The organism is Bacillus sp. AFS018417 (assembly GCF_002560985.1).
GTDB classification, from domain to species: domain Bacteria; phylum Bacillota; class Bacilli; order Bacillales; family Bacillaceae_G; genus Bacillus_A; species Bacillus_A rhizoplanae.
The window spans coordinates 174796-192538 of the sequence record NZ_NTTM01000006.1 but is presented as its reverse complement, the minus strand read 5'-3'; the positions used below and the strand labels follow the sequence as shown (position 1 = coordinate 192538).

The window sequence follows — 17743 nt, the reverse complement described above, 5'->3', positions numbered from 1 at the left end:
AGTTTCACCTTTTATTGTGGTTTTTTCCTTGACGAATAGATTGAATAGCTCCCGTACCTTTAGAGCGGCTTCTCATTGCCCATAGAGGAAAGCGTACAAAAGCATCCTTCATATCTGCAAAGCGAAACGGTGCTAACGGAGTCCCATAAGGGGTACCTAGCGATTCAAGACTGATGAGATGTGCAATTAATGTCATCCACCCGATAACAAGTCCTACAATTCCAAACAAGGCAGCTGATATCATCATAGGAAACCGTAAAAACCTGATTGCTGCCCCCATATCATAATTCGGAATGATAAAAGAAGCGATGGCTGTAACAGCAACAACAATAATCATAATGTTACTTACAATTCCGGCTTGAACGGCCGCCTGTCCAATGATAATCCCGCCTACAATTCCAACTGTTTGACCAATCGGAGTGGGTAGCCGCAAAGCTCCTTCCCTCATCATTTCTAAAGTCATTTCCATAAGCAGTGCTTCCATAACTGGAGAAAATGGTACGCGCGTTCTTGATTCCGCAATAGATAAAAAAAGCTCCACAGGAATGACCTCAAAATTAAAGGAAATAAACGCAACATAACTCGCAGGCAAAAATAGAGCAATCAAAAAAGCGAAGAAACGAAGTATCCGAATAGACGAGGCAACTAACCAGCGTGTCCCGTAATCATCAACTCCTTGAAAAAAGGATATAAAATTTGTCGGAGCAATCAATACATTTGGAGAATGATCCACAACAACTACAAACCTTCCCTGGAGAATGTGAGATACAGCTAAATCGGGTCTTTCAGTTAATATAAATTGAGGAAACGGTGAATACGGATTATCTTCAATGAACTCGATAAGTTCACCCGTACTAATGACAGCGTCCACCATAATATCTTGAATCCGTGTTTCCAATTCTTCCAGTACTTCTTCGGAAGCTACATCTTTCAAATATAAAATGGAAATCCTCGTTTTGCTCCGCATACCAATTGTAATCTCTTTTAACATTAATTCTCGATGAGGAATATATCTCCGAATCAATGCGATATTTTGACTTCCAGTTTCTACAAACCCTTGATGAGCACCTTTTAGTGATATTTCATTCCTAGAATCTTCAATATTTCTTTGCGGCCATCCTTTCGTATCTAATTGATGCGCTGTAGTTTGGCCATGAATAAATAAAACGCTATCTCCTTCCAAAATAGCACTTTCAATTTTGGTCCACGTATCGACGACTTTGACCTGCCCTAATGTAATGGGCAGATCCGTGTTAGGATCACGGGCACTATTCATCAAAGGACTTAAAACATGATTTTGAATCGATTGCTTGTCCGTTAATCCAGACAAATAGACTAAAGCTGCTTCTAATCCATCGACTGTGATTGGAAACGGACGAATGACCAAATCAGGAGATTGACAGAAGAGTTGCTGAAGTTGAGCTATGTTCTTAGATAAATTAACGTCCAAGGGAGAATCTTCTATGTCTTTTTCCTGAAAATGAGTATTATTGTTTATTTGAAGAGACTTTGAATTACGTCTACCTTTTAATGGTTTCAGAAAATTAAACATAAACTCCATCCCTTTCTACATTTCATAACTATTTTTTATTATGTATTCTTTAAGGGAAAATATTCTAATAACCATTCTGGCTCATTATTCACGAACTAATGGTACTCTTAATCAAATCCTCAAAACAAAAAGCATTTCTTTCTGTATGTATAATAGAAAGAAATGCTTTTTTGTTTTAGGGATAAAATAAATATTTTTAATTATTTTCGATTTTTATCTTTTTATTTCGTTCTAATTGAGCTGTAATGCCAGTGCGGTCAATTTGAATCCAGTACTCTACAATTTTCCCGCCTTCTACACGATACACCGCGCTAGCTAACTGAATGATAGGAAGTCCGGTTGGCTGAAATCCATCTACTTCACCAATATGAGTACCTGTTTGTTTCCATCGAACATATACACGATCTTGTTGAGATACTAACAATTCTTGAATTTCTAAAGTAAACGTACCATAAGCATCCAACATCTCTTGTACATGATCCGCATAATCCATAGGAGATCTTTCAACTGTTACTTCATCTTCAGCTTGAACTTGATGAGCCAACACTTTTTCTGCCATAAACTCTGTTACTAGATGTAGATTACGTCCTGAACGTATTTCTTCAAAAAATCTTCTAACTATAATCTCAGGCATCATATAACAATCGCTTCCTCTCAGTATTATTTTCTATGAAAATAGCAAAAAACACCTCATTTTGCAAATGAGGTGTTTTTGTATGTCGAATATCGTCGAGTGGTCTTTATGTTGTGTCGAAGCGCCGATATATTCGTCCCAAGCTACTTACTCTATTTTCCACTATACACCTTCGGACAGTCATTTCCAGTCGGTTCATAAAAACAATGATTCTTATATTGTCCTGCATGAGGTTGATCCCACCACGTAGGAGGACAATCGCCAACTGGACGAAAAAACCAAAGAGAATATACACCTGGCCATATACGAGCATAATTCAAACATTTTCTTGCCATTTCTTTGTCGCTCTCTCTTGCTCGTTGATAAAAATACCCTTTCGTCACTGCTTCAAATCCGCCTGGCTGCTGATACACCATTTGTTCAATATTTGTAATTTGTTTAAAATCCAAACAATCGCACATTACACGATTCACACCAACTGTTCCTACTGCCATCATACCTTGTTGCCCTTCACCTTCTGCTTCCGCTCTCATAAGACGAGCAAGTAAATCGACATCACTTTCTGAATAGGCAATTCTCGTCACTTTTATCCCTCCGTTCTCCCTATAACTATATGCAGCAAGGAGCATTTGTTTAAAAAAGACATGTTCTAAATAACAAAAAACCCGAATAGGTTAACTTGTCTGCTACTCGGGTTACAGTATAATAAATGATCTAATTATTTAACTCTTTGACGAAAGAATAGGATTTCACCTAAAACAAACAATATCAAAACTTAACTGTTTGCTGGGACTCATAATGTCTACATTCAACTACGAGTCCTAGCAAATTGTTTGTTATTCGCAATTTTGAAATTTTTTCGGTGATAAAATAGTTTCCATAAGTTTTGTAAGTAAAAAAACTAGTTACAAAACTGGCTAAACAACCACTTTGAGAGACACTCCCACTATTTCACAATCCCTCCCATATATGCCGAAATATCAACGTTTAATGCTTGCGCTAAACGCATACCATACTCTCGATCTGCACGGAAAAAATTACAAATTGCAAGCAATTTTGTTTGTTCATGTACATCTTTTAAATCATTTGCTAGGTTCGCAATTAAGTTATCTTTTTCTTCTTGAGAGAATGAACGATAACGCTCACCGGCTTGTTGGAAATCGTTTGGCTTCTCAATTTTTTCACGAGTTACATAACCTGTAAGTTTCATAGTTGAATCTCGATACGCTGGATCTTCAGTTGGATTTTCAGTATGACGACTTGGTTCGTAATTGATTGTGGATGATTGTTGATTTACTTGCATGAAACCATCACGTTGCTGATTATGAACAGCTGCATACGGACAGTTTACAGGTATTTGTAAGTAATTTGCTCCTAAGCGATAACGCTGTGTATCCGGATAAGAGAATAAGCGTCCTTGTAATAATTTATCCTCAGATGGTTCAATACCAGGCACAGTTGCACTCGGTGAAAATGCCGCTTGCTCTACTTCTGCAAAGAAATTTTGCGGGTTACGATTTAATGTCATTGTACCTACTTCAATTAATGGAAAACGGTCTTCTGGCCATATTTTTGTTGGATCTAGTGGATCAAACTCTAAAGAATCCATTTTATCTAGTTCCATGACTTGTACATGAAGATCCCATTTTGGATAATTCCCATGCTCAATCGCATCAAATAAATCACGAGTTGCATGGTTAAAATCTTTTCCTTGCATTTGTTCTGCCGCTTTCGCATTAAAGTTACGTACACCTTGTTGTGGCTTCCAATGATATTTTACGTACACAATTTTTCCATCTTCGTTTACCCATTTAAATGCATGAACACCGAAGCCCTCCATTTGACGGTAGTTTGCAGGTGTACCGTAATCAGAGAATACCCATGTTAGCATATGAGTCGATTCTGGTGATAACGTCATGAAATCCCAGTAACGATCCGGTGTTTGAATATTTGTATCAGGTGCTGGTTTTAAAGAATGAACCATATCAGGGAATTTGATTGCATCACGAATGAAAAATACGGGTAAATGATTACCAACAAGATCATAGTTTCCTTCTTCTGTATAGAACTTTACTGCAAAGCCTCTTGGATCACGAGCTGTTTCTGGAGAACCTTGGCCATGGATAACAGTTGAAAAACGAACAAATACAGGTGTTTCTGTTTCTTCCTTCTGTAAAAATGCTGCTTTTGTATATTCTTTCATACTATTTTTTGTTACGAAAATACCATGGGCACCAGCACCACGCGCGTGTACCACACGCTCAGGAATACGTTCGCGATCAAAATGAGCTAACTTTTCTACTAAATGATAATCCTCTAATAAGACTGGTCCACGGCGACCTGCTGTGCGAGAATTTTGATTATCTCCTACAGGAGCACCTTGGTTTGTTGTTAAACGATTATTAAGATTCATTTCTGAAATCCTCCTTTTAAATAAAAATTATTTATTTAAAATTATTATAATCTAATTATTATTAAAAAGTGACTCCATTGTCAATTATTTATATAAAATTTTTTCACTTTTTAAAAACTATTACTACTAAATAATGAATAAATACATCTTAGTCATCTCGCATATCTACTCTTTTCTATTCAAAAAAGCCGTCTCAAAAGGTCATTATTCAACGACCTTTTGAGACAGCTTACATGTACAGCTTTATTTTATTTTCATCAATACAACGCAATTTACTTACCGGTCTTCCTACCTGCTGATAAACCATTTCATTTTCTAAAACTCCGATTTCAATTAAAAATATGACATACTTTCGAATAGACACTCTTGAAATTCCAACTAATTGTGCCATTTCATCTGTTGTAAATGCGTTTCCACGGAGCGATTCTATTTGTTTCCAAATTAACTGCAATGTTTGTTTTGTTAATCCTTTTGGAAGTTCTTTACTTACGTGAGATTCTACTTTTTCTTTTTGTAAAATCAGTGCATCTAGTTCAGATTGATTAATCTTTTGTTGCGCCTTCATAAATCTAAATTTCTCACGATATGCAGTTAACGCTTCCTTAAAACGTTCAAATGTAAATGGTTTAATTAAATAGTCGACAACTCCATATTGCAGTGCTTTTTTAATACTTGCCATATCATGTACCGCTGAAATCATCATAACATCAGTTTCTTTTTCTTTATTGCGGATATGCAATAACAATTCAAACCCTGTATCACCAGGCATAAAAATATCAAGCAGTATAAAATCTATATGAGATTCCTCTAATATTTGTACTGCTTCGTTTACGGATTTAGCTATATGAACAAGTTCAAATCCTCCCACTTGTTCTAAATAATGCTTATTTAGCATCGCCACCATTGGGTCATCTTCTACAATTAAAACTTTGATCATTTTCCTATCTCATCCCTACTTTTATATGGTATTTCAATTGTAATGGTCGTTCCCTTTCCTAAGACGGAATCGATATATATATTCCCTTTTATGCGCCTTATGCTTTCATTTACAAGATATAAACCATACCCTCGATTTTCACCTTTTGTGGAATATCCTTTGACGAATATTTTATCCACTTCTTCTTTCGGAATTCCATTTCCTGTATCGGTAACTTTAATAATCAATTTATCATGATATTGGACGGAAACGTGTACTTGCTTATATTCACAACTCGCCACCGCATCTAGTGCATTATCAATTAAATTTCCTCCAATTGTAATGAGCTCATGAATCAATCTCTCATCATCTGGATCTGGTAAATACGAATCCTCACTTATAGTCAGTTCTATCCCCTTTTCTCTCGCATAGCTAAGTTTGCCAAGCATAAACCCTGCAAACACGGGATTTTTTATTTTCCTCATCACACCGCCAATTTCATATTGATGCTCTGATACCATGCTACTAACATACGTCTCTAATTCTTCATAATTTTTCATATGTGTTAGCCCTAATACAACGTGCATCTTATTCATAAATTCATGAGATTGTGCTCGTAAAGCCTCTGCATATAGTCGAATACCCGTTAACTGCTCTGCTAATTTTCTCATTTCCGTTTTATCACGAAATGTTGCAATGACACCAACAATTTCACCCTTTACGTATAACGGAACTCGATTCGTAACAATTGTAATCCCATGTAGACTTTGTTCCTCATCGAACTGCGCTGCTCCCGTTTGTAATACTTCTTTTATCCTTGTGTTCGGCATATACTGCTCAATGTCTTTACCAATACACTCTTCTTTAATTCCGCTTTTCTCAATTAATCGTTTCGCTTCGTTATTAATTAAAGTAATCCTCGCATCTTTATCAATCGCAATAATTCCTTCTTTGACGGATTGTAGCATCGTATTCCGCTCTTCTAAAATTTTTGAGATTTCACTAGGTTCGAGGCCAAATAAAATTTTCTTAATATGTCTAGCTAATAAAATAGCACCTATAATACCAACTAAAATTCCAACACTAACACCGATGTAAATAATATGTCTACTCTCCTTAACCCTTTCTTCCACATTATCAGCTGAAATTCCAACAGCAACAACCCCGATTTGTTCTTTCGCTTCAGAAAAAATCGGTACAAATACGCGCATAGATCTCCCTAATGTCCCTTTTGCCATTGATACATGTTCTTTTCCTTTCATGGCTAAGCCTTCATCGCCCCCTACAAAATGTTGGCCGATCTTCTTAGGATCTGGATGAGACTTTCTTATTCCATTCATATCCATGACTACGATGAATTGAACATCTGTATTTTTTAAAAGTCTATTCGTATACGTTTGAATCTCAGATACATCTTTTCTTCCCGCTAAAGCATCGATTACGAGCGGTGAATTTGCTGTAATACGTGCAACTGCTTTAGCTTTTTCCATTTGGCTCTCTTCTGTCATACGCTCAACATGATGACTAATTAAAATATCTGTTACAAGCAAAGACAATATGACAACCGTACACACCAGCAATGTAATCGTTGGCCATAAACCTAACAAGTTTTTTCTTTTTCTCATCTCTCTATTTTCTCCCTTATTTCTTCTATCCCGCATGAAAAATCTATATTTACTTATTCTCTTTAATAAAAACAACACTTTTTATAAGTAAAATCATCTACATTACTTTACTAGTTTTAATACAAATATACTATAGTTCCAAAAGGTCCATACAGACTTCTAGATTTTGGTACAAAAATAGAAAAAGGAGCATAAAGTGAAATTTCCATTCGGAGATGCTTTTCCTCCGAATGGTTAGTTAGTTGAACCAATCGGGATTTAACGGGCAGTTATCCCCCATCTATCTTCTTCGGATTCCTCACAATCTTGAGGTGGGAGTCTTACTGCCCACGAATAGCGGGATAAAATTTGCTGAAAAGCTACTTGACACCCGAGTGAATTATTTTTAAAACAGTGTAAAATTACACTCTAGGAGATTTGAAACTATGAAGCAAAAAAACATGTATAGATTATCTCTCATACAATTACTTGCTTTCGTACTTAACCTATTTATCTTCTCCTCAACCATACGATTTTTACCTTGGTTTATTGAAGATGCTGTAGGTTGGTTTGGGGTCCTTATTACTGCTCCCTTACTATTAATTATTGCTGTAATGATGATATATCTTCAGGAAAGTAAAGGGTATGTGATATCAAGAACGAAAAAAATCATTCCTTTTATTGCATCAATTTTTTCAATCTGTATCGTATTATTAAATATCACAGACTTATCTGTTATAACCGCTCTTATATTTAACTTTGGAATGATCATTATAACTGCTATATTTTTGTTACAAGATTTCTTCACACTTAATAAAAGTTAAGATTTTGAGTATAGATTCAAAAGAATGCGAATTAGAACACTCTATTTCCAAAGATTATACTAGTGGTGATTTTAAACAAACAAAAAAGATATCCATGAGTAGCAATGGATACCTATTTAATTTAACAAGCCAAAAGAACAACAAATTATAAAGTGAAACTTCCATTCAAAGTTTCACTTTATTGTTCCGCAGAATAGTTTGGCATCATTGTGATTTGCGCCACTCCTGATTGAATAGCTGCTTTTGCTACCGCAGCTGCTACACTTGGTACAACTCTTTTATCCAGTGGATTTGGAATAATGTAATTTGCATTTCGTTCTTCATCTGTAATAATGTTAGCAATTCCGTACGCCGCAGCTAATTTCATTTCCTCTGTAACATCTGTTGCGCGGACATCTAATGCACCGCGGAATATACCTGGAAATGCCAATACATTGTTCACTTGGTTTGGATAATCAGAGCGTCCTGTTCCAACAACAGCTGCCCCAGCTTCCAGCGCATCCTCTGGGAATATTTCTGGCACGGGATTCGCCATTGCAAACACGATTGGATTTGTATTCATTGTCTTTACAAGTTCCTTTGTTAATACGTTAGGAGCAGATACACCGATAAAAATGTCTGCGCCGTGAATCGCTTCTTTTAATGTTCCATGTACATGTTCACGGTTTGTTTCTTTAGCAATCTCGATTTGTGCTGGGTTCATCCATGATTCTCCTTCACAAACAACCCCTTCTAAACTTACTAATGTCATATGCTGTGCGCCTGCTTTTAATAACAATTTACCAATCGCAATCCCTGCAGAACCAGCACCATTAATGACGATCTTTACTTCATTCATCGTTTTATTTACCACTTTTAACGCGTTAAGCACCGCAGCTAAAACAACAATTGCTGTTCCGTGCTGATCATCATGGAACACTGGAATATTCGTTTCTTCTTTTAAACGCTTTTCAATTTCAAAACAACGCGGTGCTGCAATATCTTCTAAATTAATACCTGCAAATGTAGGCTCTAAATTTTTAACAATGGTTACGATTTCATCTACATCCGTCGTTCCAAGACAAAGCGGAAATGCATCGACATTCGCAAACGTTTTAAATAAAATACTTTTTCCTTCCATAACAGGCATAGCTGCTTTCGGCCCAATATCGCCTAATCCAAGCACTGCCGTTCCATCTGAAATAACCGCAACCATATTACCGCGTGCCGTATAATCGTAAGCTGTTTCTTCATCTGCAGCAATCGCCTTACAAGATTCAGCTACACCTGGTGTATATGTCAAACTTAAATCATCTGCTGAATTCACTTCTACTTTACTTGTAATTTCAATTTTTCCTACTAACTCTTTATGAAGCAATAATGAACGTTCCTTAATTTGACTCTCTAACATAGAAATAATCTCCTCCTAATTTGACAAGCTAGCTACGTCTTTACATAGCTAGCTTGTCTGCATACATTACGAAAACATTTTTAATAAAATTGATGCTGTTACAACCATCGCTGCTCCGCCTAAACGTGTTGAAATTTGTGCAAATGGCATTAATTCCATACGGTTTGAAGCTGATAAAATCGCAACGTCTCCTGTTCCACCTAATCCGCTATGGCATCCTGTTACAATCGCAGATTCAACTGGGTACATTTTCATGACTTTTCCAACAAGAAAACCAGACGCTATCATTGTTACTACTACTGATGCACACACCGCAACATATCCAACTGAAAGAACAGCTGCTACATCTTTTAACGGAATGTATAGCAATCCTAAACCAACCATTAATGGCCACGTTAAGCTTGTCGAAATAAATTTATATAAGTGATATGCACCTTGCTCCATTTTTGCTGGCATTAATTTGAAGTATTTTACAAGTGCTGCTGAAAAGATCATAATGATTGCCCCTGGAATACCAATAAATTTAGAAGCCAATCCACCGAAAATAAAGAACGTACATGCAATTAATAAACCTGCTCCCATTAATGAGAAGTCAATTGGTTTTTCTGTATTTTGTTCTTTTAATAATTCATCTTGATCACCTGTTCTTACCAACATACCATTACCGCTAAGCTCTGGTTTTTTCTCACCTAATCGCTTCATATATCCAGCACCTACAATCGCAAACATATTTCCGATAACCGCTGCTGGAATAAGCTGAGATACAAATGTTGCTGATGATTGATGTAAAATGTCACTGTAAGCTAAGGAAAGTGGTAAAATCCCTTCTCCGATACCACCGCTCACAATTGGTACAATGATAAAGAAGAATGTTCGCTTCATTTCAAATCCAAATAATGATCCAACTAATAATCCAACTGCAATAGAAGCGAGTGTTCCTACAACTAACGGAATAAACATGCGAATAAAGCCTTGCACTAACACTTTACGGCTCATTCCTAAAACACTTCCGATTACTAAACAAGAAATATATAAATATAAAAAGTTCGATTTTTTCATTAACATATTCACAGCATCCATTGAAGCTGGGTTCATCCAATTAAAGAACACAAGTAATGAAGGAATAAATAATGAAAGAATTGCTGGTCCACCAATGTTCTTTAAAATTGGAATTCTCATTCCGATATCACCTAAGAAAATTCCCATAATCATAATAACTGCAAATCCACCAATCATATCAGCAGGCAACTTATTATATACAGATGCTCCGTAAATAACAGCCGCTAGCACGATATATAAAGGCAACGGTATAACACCAATTTTTATATTCATGATTTTTGAAACGAGTGATTCCTGTTTTGTTTCTACTTCACCTACAGGTGACACCGTTTCCATTTTATTTTGAATCCCCATAGAGGCACCCCCTTATGTTGTTACTCACAATATTAAAACGCTTTCAATAGTAAAAACAGATTTTGTAAGTTTTGTAATTGGTTTTGTAATTAAAAAAACGAGATTGGTAAAAAACGCTATCCTTTTTATATTTCTACAAAAAGAATAGCGTTTTTTTCTACATAAATACGGACTGCTTTTTTTATATATTATTTCACACCTAACTTTTCTTTTGCCTTCATAGGTAATTCATTCATTGTTACCTCTTCGTAGCTTTGAATTCCATGTGTTTTGTCAGGATATTCACCATTTACATACACACGAAGAAATGCATGTAGTTTCAAGTTTTTGTTTGCAAAAAATTTAACAGTTACTTCCTTCCCTTTTTCATCATATGCCTTCATTGTATACCAATACGAAATGTGCTTTTTTCCATCATCACCTTGCCAAGGTTCTTCTTTTCCATTCTCTGTGATTTGAACATAATATTCTTTCGTTCCCCATTTTTTAATATTTAATACATCGTTTTTCTCAGCAACAGCCAAAACTGCTACTGAAGATAGTAAAAATAATAAAACACATGTCATAACACCTACTACATATTTCTTCAAATCGTTCACGCCTTTTCTATGAATTTGCAATGTATTATCCTTTTGTATCGTAAAGGTTTTGTGCGTGATTTATTATCGATTTAGGTGACGTAAACATTACATTTCTGTAATGATTAAATCTTTATCACAGATATTATCCAAAAATCCTAATTATCGAATTAATAGGAAAATTGTCTATTTTTTGTTGATTTATTTTATTTTTAGTGTTACACTTACAATCACAAAGAGAGAGTAACGAAAACCCTCTGTATTCCAAGAAGTATAAATATTCATTTTTTTGCTTGTTTACTCTATTTCCACTTGTTTAACATGTATGTGCAGTTACCACTCTTTCTTTGCTGTCCTGTCATATCAAACCAAATACCTTAAACTTTTTGAGGTTATTTGGTTTGATATGTATTTTATCTATTTTTTATGATTTTTGAAATTCAACTAAATTATTAACTCAGAAACTTGTATGTTTTTTACGATACAAAAAGTCCCTTTAGATTTTTTCTGAAGGGACTTTTTTTGGTTTCTAGTTATATCGAGGTATTATAAACAAGTAAAAAGCTAAAAGCTCAAAATACGAACTGTTTTCTGCGTTGCATTTAATTCAATAGTTGCTCCAATTGGCATTGTTACAATAGGATGTGTATGGCAGCAATCAAAATCCACTAAAATAGGGATATCAAGGTCCCCGATTACTTCGAGTAAAATGTCAGATGGCGCTAACCCTGTTCCTTGATCGTCAAACTGTTCATGCTTTCCTAAGATTACGCCGCTAACCTTGTCGAACACACCGTTTATTTTTAGGAAACTAAAATGCTTTTCAACGATCGCTGCTGTTTTTTTACAGTCTTCCATCATGAAAATATCTCCCTTATTAATAGCAGGCATATAAGGACTTCCCCATATACTTAACATTGTCGTCAAATTTCCAGCTATTAACCGACCTGTTGCTACACCTTCTTTTACACAAATCCATTCATTCGGATAACTTTTTTTTGGCCGATTTTGTGTCTGCCAATTTAATTGCTCATCTGTCCAAAAAGGATATACAGGATACTCATATGGAAGTGCTTCACTTTTTATTAGCACATCTTCAAATGATAAAAATGTATCATTTACATACGGAGGAAATTCTCCCAATGAAGAAATCAAGGAAGGTCCATAAAATGTTTGAATACCTGTTTTAGCATAAATACCTAATAAAATTGCTGTAACATCTGAATATCCAACAAAAATTTTAGGGTGTTGTTTTATTGCTTCGTAATCTAAATAGGGAAGTAAAGAATTTGAATTACTCCCTCCAACAGACGACATAATACACTTAATCGCTGGATTTCGAATGAGTTCATTCAACTCTTGAGCACGATCCTTTATACTTCCAGATCGATATCCATCATGTTTCCCAGTAAGACTTCCATCAACTATACGAAATCCTTTACTTTCCATAAACTGTTTGGAGCGTTTGAATCTATTAGGCGATGTATATGTACCTGGCAGTGATGGTGAAAAAATACCTATTTGATCTCCTTTGTTTAACTGAAACAATCCTTTTCACTCCTATATATGTATTACCATGTGATATCCACTTATTTAATATAGCCCAATATTAGTTTAAATGCTTCTGATGTAAAGTGAAACTTCCATCAGTGGGTGGGTTTTTCATCCCCCGCTAATGGTTAGTTGAACCAATCGGGCTTTTACGGGCAGTAAGCCCCCCACTCCTCGCTTCTCTCTCAATATCGAGGTGGGGGTCTTACTGCCCGCGAATAGCGGGATAAATCTCAAATTTGATCAAAAGATGTAATTCCAACAATATATTCATGTGCCTAGCTTTCCAGCTTTAGTAACTATATTAAATTCTTATAAGTAGTCTTATATCAGTCTGTAAAATTGTCGAATTATAAAGAAAATTGTCTATTTTTTGTTGATTTATTTTATTTTTAGTGATAAACTCATAATCATAAAGAAAGAGTAGAAAAAAAACACCCTATAAGCTTTGTATTTTTCTGAAAATTTAGTTTTCAAACCATTTCACTTTCATTGACATTCTTGTGCTTATCTAACTCTTTCTTTTTTCCAAGAAGCTGTCACAAAGCTAGTACTTTGGGGCGGCTTCTTTATTTTATGCAATTAGCTCCTTAAAAAAGAAAAAACCTGCGCATTATTGCGCAGGTTCTGTACGATATTTTGCTTCAACGCGGTAAATACGATTTCCCTTGCTTGAGAATTTTTCTTCGTATTCCGTCATAATGTTGCCTTCAAAATCACTATTGTGAAGGTCTAAGCTAATATACGGCAGCAGCATGCCATATTCCGCCATACTTGTAAGAGAGTATTCGAATAGAGCTTGGTTATCTGTTTTGAAGTGAATTTCTCCGCCCTTTACAAGTACTGTTTCATAGTTACGTAAAAACGTTTTATACGTTAAACGGCGTTTTTCATGACGATTCTTTGGCCATGGATCAGAAAAGTTTAAATAAACGCGATCAATTTCATTCTCCGCAAAAAATACTGTTAAATCTTCTGCGTCTTTATTAATTAATTTTAAATTCGGCACTGCTTCTTCAATTAGTTTATCAAGTGCATCTACAACCACACTTGTAAACTTCTCAATTCCAATATAGTTTACATCGGGATTTGCTTTTGCCATTTCGTACATGAAGCGGCCACGTCCTGTTCCAACTTCAATATGAATTGGGTTGTCGTTACCAAACAACTCTTTCCATTTCCCGTTATGTTCTTCCGGATTTCCAATTACAAACTGCGAATATTCTTTCGTTCGGTCCATTGCATATGGTTTATGTCTTAAGCGCATAGTTCTCTCCCTCTCTGCATTTCAAGATGTGTGTATCAAATAAAAAACCAAGTACGTACGAGCACTCGGTCCGTTTGTTTCTAGTATAAGATTTGCTATTTTGATGGAAACTACAAAGTGTATTACATACAACTTTCATCAGCTCTTCGCTGGCGGTACACTACGCTCGTTTCATTGTTACGATAACAACTGAAAAGGATGTGTCAAAAATGCCACTTAACCATGAACATCAAATGGCAATCTTAAAAGACATCTTAGTCAATCATCAAAGTGATTGCTGTGGAACGGTTTCTGAGTGTGAACAATTAGAACGTCTCATTCAATCATTACTCGTAAATGACAGTGTGAGCAATGAGGTCAAAACGATGCTAAACGATGTATATTACTATAGTCAATCGGGTAAATTGTCTCCTGATTTAGACGGCCATATTTCTGGTCATCAAGAACAACTGTCACAATGGATTACAGGAATGGATAGTTTTTCTTAAATTATTCTGAAGCGAGTAGTTGTATTAAATATTGAAGCCAATATTCTGCTTCTACTTGCTTATTTTTTGCTGTGTACCATTGTACGAAAATCATACATTGCAGTGTAACATACCATTTCATACGGCTTAGCAAAGAATCAGTCAGTTCTAATCCATAATGCTCAAGCCACTCGTGCCATTCATCCCTTGGAATATACCAATGGAGTAGCATTCCAATATCAAGAGCTGGGTCTGCAATAACTGCTCCGTCCCAATCAATCAAGAACAATTCATCATCATCTGTTAATAACCAATTGTTATGATTCACATCGCAATGACAAACAGCAAGATTATCAAATTCTACATGCTGAAGGGACTTTTGTAAATACTGAAGTCCTTTTTGAATGATTTCATTTTGCTTTACATCCTCTTGCAAAGTGAGAAGCACTTCTTCTAATATATCTTGCGCATGCAAGGGCTGTTTACCAAGCTTTTGAATCATATGCACTAACGCTTCAGAAGAATGAATTTTTTTCAGCAATGCTGCAACTCGCTTAGATTTCATATCTTCTGGCTCTAACCTTTGTCCTGGCAGCCACCTTTGTGCTGAAATGACATCGCCATTTGTTAATCGCCTTGTCCAAAGTAGCTTCGGAACAATCCCTTCTGCTGACAATACCGCAAGAAAGGGCGATGAATTGCGCTTTAAAAATAGTTTATGTTGTTCATTGTGCGCAATGTAGGCATCTCCTGTCGCCCCTCCGGCTGGTATTACTTTCCACTCTTCTCCTAACAATTGTTCCAACCATTCCATGTTCATTACCCGTTAACAATTCCTTATCTTTTATAGTTATGAAAAGAAACAAACAAGCTGTTCACTCTTTTACTTTATTTTACAAAAACAATAATATATATGGCAACTTATCTGAATAGCCACCTTTGTCAATTCTACATTTATTATATTCGCATCGTCAAGGGTCGATTCGTCACATTTTCGCCAATATATAGGTACTAATCGGTGCAATAACAAATGTATCTCCATCAAATGAAGAAATTGGACTCTCTGCTGCATTTTTATCGTTCGCAAGTACATGCCATACACCGCTATTTGGCAATGAAACAGTTTGCTCTTCTATTCCGTTATGAAAGAACACAACAATTTCTTTCCACTTCCCAAACTGCTGTACATCCTGTAAGTAATACGCGATAACAGAAGGAACCGTATTTAAGAAGGACATATACCGCTTAATCAACTCAGACGACGCAAAACGAAATGCTCCGTGTGATTTTCGAATACGAATCATTCCTTTTATATAGGAAATATTTTCTTCTTCTCGCTCTTTTTGATCCCAGTCCATCTGATTGATGCAATCCGGGGCATTATAACTATTTTCATTTCCTTGTTTTGTACGGTAAAATTCTTGACCAGCATGTAAGAACGGAATACCTTGTGCTAATAATGTCATTGTCGTTGCGAGGCGGTGACGACGTTTTTGCAATTGTTCCTCTTCTTTACTGTTGCTTGCAATCTTATCCCACATTGTCATGTTATCGTGACATTCTACATAATTAATGCTTTGCACAGGCTCTTGAAATAAACTAGACGACTTTAAATAAGGAACACTTCCTGTAAGTAAATATTGGATATGCTCTTTATTTGTTGTTTCACCAAGAGCGTAGCCGCTTTTTTGGACATCAAATGTACTTCCCTTGATTCCATCTCGAAATTGATCATTAAACTGAGCAATATATGGTATTTGGATTGCATTTTGTAACGTTGCTTTCTTATTAGCAGCAAGCGGTGTTTGCAAATCCCATCCTTCACCTAGTAATACTACATGTTCTTTCACTGTATTTGTTTTTTCACGAATTTCGTTCATTGTATCAACATCTAAAATACCCATTAAGTCGAAACGAAATCCGTCCACATTGTATTCTGTTAACCAATATAATACCGAATCGACAATAAATTTACGGACCATATTACGCTCTGATGCAATATCATTTCCAACACCCGTCCCATTTGACGGCATCCCATTTTCATCGTGCCGAAAGTAATATCCTGGTACAAGCCTCTCAAAAGAAGATGTTTCTCTTTCGTATATATGATTATAAACAACATCTATAATAACGCGTAGACCATTTCGATGAAGTGCTTGAATCATTTGTTTACATTCAACAATTCGATTGTACGGATCAATCGGATTTGTTGCATAACTGCCATTTGGAACGTTGTAATATAACGGATTATATCCCCAGTTATACGTTGTGAACGGCTGCTCCTCATCTACTCCAGCATAATGATGAATGGGCAATAGTTCGATATGTGTAACTCCTAATTCCTTTATATAAGAAAGAGCTGTGAACGTCCCATCTTTTCCTACTGTTCCTTCTTCCGTTAAACCGAGGTACTTTCCTTTATTACTCGCACCGCTATTAGGATGAATCGTCATATCACGAATGTGTGTCTCATAAATAATGGCATCCGTCATAGAAGTCATTGGCGGTAACGGTTCATGGTCTTGTACATACGTTTTCGCAAGATTTACGACGATTCCATATGTGCCGTTTAAAGAAACTGATTTTGCATATGGATCAACTGCTTCTCGCCAAATAAGATTAATACAGACAAGAAATGTATATTGAGCACCATCCCAGTCTCCCGACAACTCATAGCACCAAACGCCTTTTTCTTGTCCATTCATTTCATAATCTGTATATACATCGGCGCTTTCATAAATACGAACTTTTGCTTTAGTGGCTGTTGGTGCCCACACTTTAAACTTAGTTTGTTCCTTTGAATAAGAAGCTCCTAAATCGCTTCCCTCGTACATATATAACTCATCAAACTTCGCTGTTCGAATGACAGCACCCATCTGCAAATCTGTTTCTACGCCGCGCTCATCACATATGATATAACACTGATTCAGTGTAATTGGTTCACTCACTTTACATTCATATTTTATTGCATGTGGAAGAGAGATGATACGTTCGATTGAGAGCTCCCATTCATTTGCATCTTGTTTTAAATGGAAGATGCTACTCGTTCCGTACGCATGCGGAAGTAAAATTGTGATTTTATCCATTTCATCTAAATATGCTTCAAACGTACGCTGTATGTTTAACATATGTAC

General features: G+C 36.0%; 15 protein-coding genes. 2 read left to right on the top strand and 13 right to left on the bottom strand.

The genetic code is table 11. The annotated features are described in order from the left end of the window. Window positions 1-4: 4 nt before the first annotated feature. From CN326_RS04845 to CN326_RS04820, 6 genes are all read right to left on the bottom strand, one after another. Window positions 5-1552, bottom strand: a complete 1548-nt coding sequence (locus tag CN326_RS04845; protein ID WP_098306760.1) for a spore germination protein — start codon at window positions 1550-1552, stop codon at window positions 5-7. Between the two features lie 196 nt (window positions 1553-1748). Further along, complete coding sequence (locus CN326_RS04840; protein ID WP_098306758.1) at window positions 1749-2189, bottom strand: ester cyclase; 441 nt, start codon at window positions 2187-2189, stop codon at window positions 1749-1751. 149 nt (window positions 2190-2338) lie between these two features. Next, a complete protein-coding gene (locus tag CN326_RS04835) occupies window positions 2339-2815 on the bottom strand; it encodes a cell wall hydrolase (protein WP_098306756.1) in 477 nt (158 codons plus the stop codon). Window positions 2816-3132: 317 nt separating this feature from the next. Next, window positions 3133-4599: a catalase gene (locus CN326_RS04830; protein ID WP_098306754.1), complete on the bottom strand. Its 1467-nt coding sequence runs from the start codon at window positions 4597-4599 to the stop codon at window positions 3133-3135. A gap of 229 nt (window positions 4600-4828) precedes the next feature. Continuing rightward, the gene (locus tag CN326_RS04825) at window positions 4829-5536 is read right to left on the bottom strand and encodes a response regulator (RefSeq protein ID WP_098306752.1); all 708 of its coding nucleotides are present in this window, start codon (window positions 5534-5536) and stop codon (window positions 4829-4831) included. Then, on the bottom strand, window positions 5533-7140 hold the full coding sequence (locus CN326_RS04820) for a sensor histidine kinase (protein WP_098306750.1): 1608 nt from the start codon (window positions 7138-7140) through the stop codon (window positions 5533-5535). Before CN326_RS04820 ends, CN326_RS04825 begins: the two co-directional genes overlap by 4 nt. A 425-nt stretch (window positions 7141-7565) precedes the next feature. Here CN326_RS04820 and CN326_RS04815 point away from each other — a divergent pair, with 425 nt between their 5' ends. Then, window positions 7566-7943, top strand: a complete 378-nt coding sequence (locus CN326_RS04815) for a hypothetical protein (protein ID WP_098306748.1) — start codon at window positions 7566-7568, stop codon at window positions 7941-7943. A gap of 178 nt (window positions 7944-8121) precedes the next feature. Here the strand turns inward: CN326_RS04815 and CN326_RS04810 are convergent, their stop codons facing one another. From CN326_RS04810 to trmB, 5 genes are all read right to left on the bottom strand, one after another. Further along, window positions 8122-9333, bottom strand: coding sequence for an NAD(P)-dependent malic enzyme (locus CN326_RS04810; protein WP_098306746.1), 1212 nt, complete (start codon window positions 9331-9333; stop codon window positions 8122-8124). A gap of 66 nt (window positions 9334-9399) precedes the next feature. After that, entirely contained in the window at window positions 9400-10746 is a 1347-nt protein-coding gene (locus tag CN326_RS04805) for a 2-hydroxycarboxylate transporter family protein (RefSeq protein ID WP_098306744.1), read from the bottom strand. A 188-nt stretch (window positions 10747-10934) separates the two neighbouring features. Next, complete coding sequence (locus tag CN326_RS04800; protein ID WP_098306742.1) at window positions 10935-11366, bottom strand: YxeA family protein; 432 nt, start codon at window positions 11364-11366, stop codon at window positions 10935-10937. 522 nt (window positions 11367-11888) lie between these two features. Continuing rightward, window positions 11889-12872: a S66 family peptidase gene (locus tag CN326_RS04795; protein ID WP_098306740.1), complete on the bottom strand. Its 984-nt coding sequence runs from the start codon at window positions 12870-12872 to the stop codon at window positions 11889-11891. 616 nt (window positions 12873-13488) lie between these two features. Then, window positions 13489-14142, bottom strand: a complete 654-nt coding sequence (trmB, locus tag CN326_RS04790; RefSeq protein WP_098306738.1) for a tRNA (guanosine(46)-N7)-methyltransferase TrmB — start codon at window positions 14140-14142, stop codon at window positions 13489-13491. A gap of 209 nt (window positions 14143-14351) precedes the next feature. On the opposite strand from trmB, the gene CN326_RS04785 reads away from it, so the two are divergent. Next, window positions 14352-14630 carry a YtzH-like family protein gene (locus CN326_RS04785; protein WP_098306736.1) on the top strand — a complete coding sequence of 93 codons (279 nt, stop codon included), beginning with the start codon at window positions 14352-14354 and terminating at the stop codon, window positions 14628-14630. A gap of 1 nt (window position 14631) precedes the next feature. Here CN326_RS04785 and CN326_RS04780 read toward each other — a convergent pair whose 3' ends face one another. Beyond that, window positions 14632-15429, bottom strand: a complete 798-nt coding sequence (locus CN326_RS04780) for a phosphotransferase family protein (RefSeq protein WP_098306734.1) — start codon at window positions 15427-15429, stop codon at window positions 14632-14634. A 166-nt stretch (window positions 15430-15595) separates the two neighbouring features. Beyond that, window positions 15596-17737 carry a type I pullulanase gene (gene pulA, locus CN326_RS04775; RefSeq protein WP_098306732.1) on the bottom strand — a complete coding sequence of 714 codons (2142 nt, stop codon included), beginning with the start codon at window positions 17735-17737 and terminating at the stop codon, window positions 15596-15598. Between the last annotated feature and the right edge of the window lie 6 nt (window positions 17738-17743).

Excerpts from the sequence above, each read along its gene's own strand:
- CN326_RS04810 (WP_098306746.1), bottom strand. The coding sequence starts at position 9,333 with ATGTTAGAGAGTCAAATTAAGGAACGTTCATTATTGCTTCATAAAGAG.
- CN326_RS04830 (WP_098306754.1), bottom strand. The coding sequence starts at position 4,599 with ATGAATCTTAATAATCGTTTAACAACAAACCAAGGTGCTCCTGTAGGA.
- CN326_RS04805 (WP_098306744.1), bottom strand. The coding sequence starts at position 10,746 with ATGGGGATTCAAAATAAAATGGAAACGGTGTCACCTGTAGGTGAAGTA.
- CN326_RS04840 (WP_098306758.1), bottom strand. The coding sequence starts at position 2,189 with ATGATGCCTGAGATTATAGTTAGAAGATTTTTTGAAGAAATACGTTCA.
- pulA (WP_098306732.1), bottom strand. The coding sequence starts at position 17,737 with ATGTTAAACATACAGCGTACGTTTGAAGCATATTTAGATGAAATGGAT.
- CN326_RS04780 (WP_098306734.1), bottom strand. The coding sequence starts at position 15,429 with ATGAACATGGAATGGTTGGAACAATTGTTAGGAGAAGAGTGGAAAGTA.
- CN326_RS04785 (WP_098306736.1), top strand. The coding sequence starts at position 14,352 with ATGCCACTTAACCATGAACATCAAATGGCAATCTTAAAAGACATCTTA.
- CN326_RS04835 (WP_098306756.1), bottom strand. The coding sequence starts at position 2,815 with ATGCTCCTTGCTGCATATAGTTATAGGGAGAACGGAGGGATAAAAGTG.
- CN326_RS04825 (WP_098306752.1), bottom strand. The coding sequence starts at position 5,536 with ATGATCAAAGTTTTAATTGTAGAAGATGACCCAATGGTGGCGATGCTA.
- CN326_RS04845 (WP_098306760.1), bottom strand. The coding sequence starts at position 1,552 with ATGTTTAATTTTCTGAAACCATTAAAAGGTAGACGTAATTCAAAGTCT.
- CN326_RS04820 (WP_098306750.1), bottom strand. The coding sequence starts at position 7,140 with ATGAGAAAAAGAAAAAACTTGTTAGGTTTATGGCCAACGATTACATTG.
- CN326_RS04815 (WP_098306748.1), top strand. The coding sequence starts at position 7,566 with ATGAAGCAAAAAAACATGTATAGATTATCTCTCATACAATTACTTGCT.
- trmB (WP_098306738.1), bottom strand. The coding sequence starts at position 14,142 with ATGCGCTTAAGACATAAACCATATGCAATGGACCGAACGAAAGAATAT.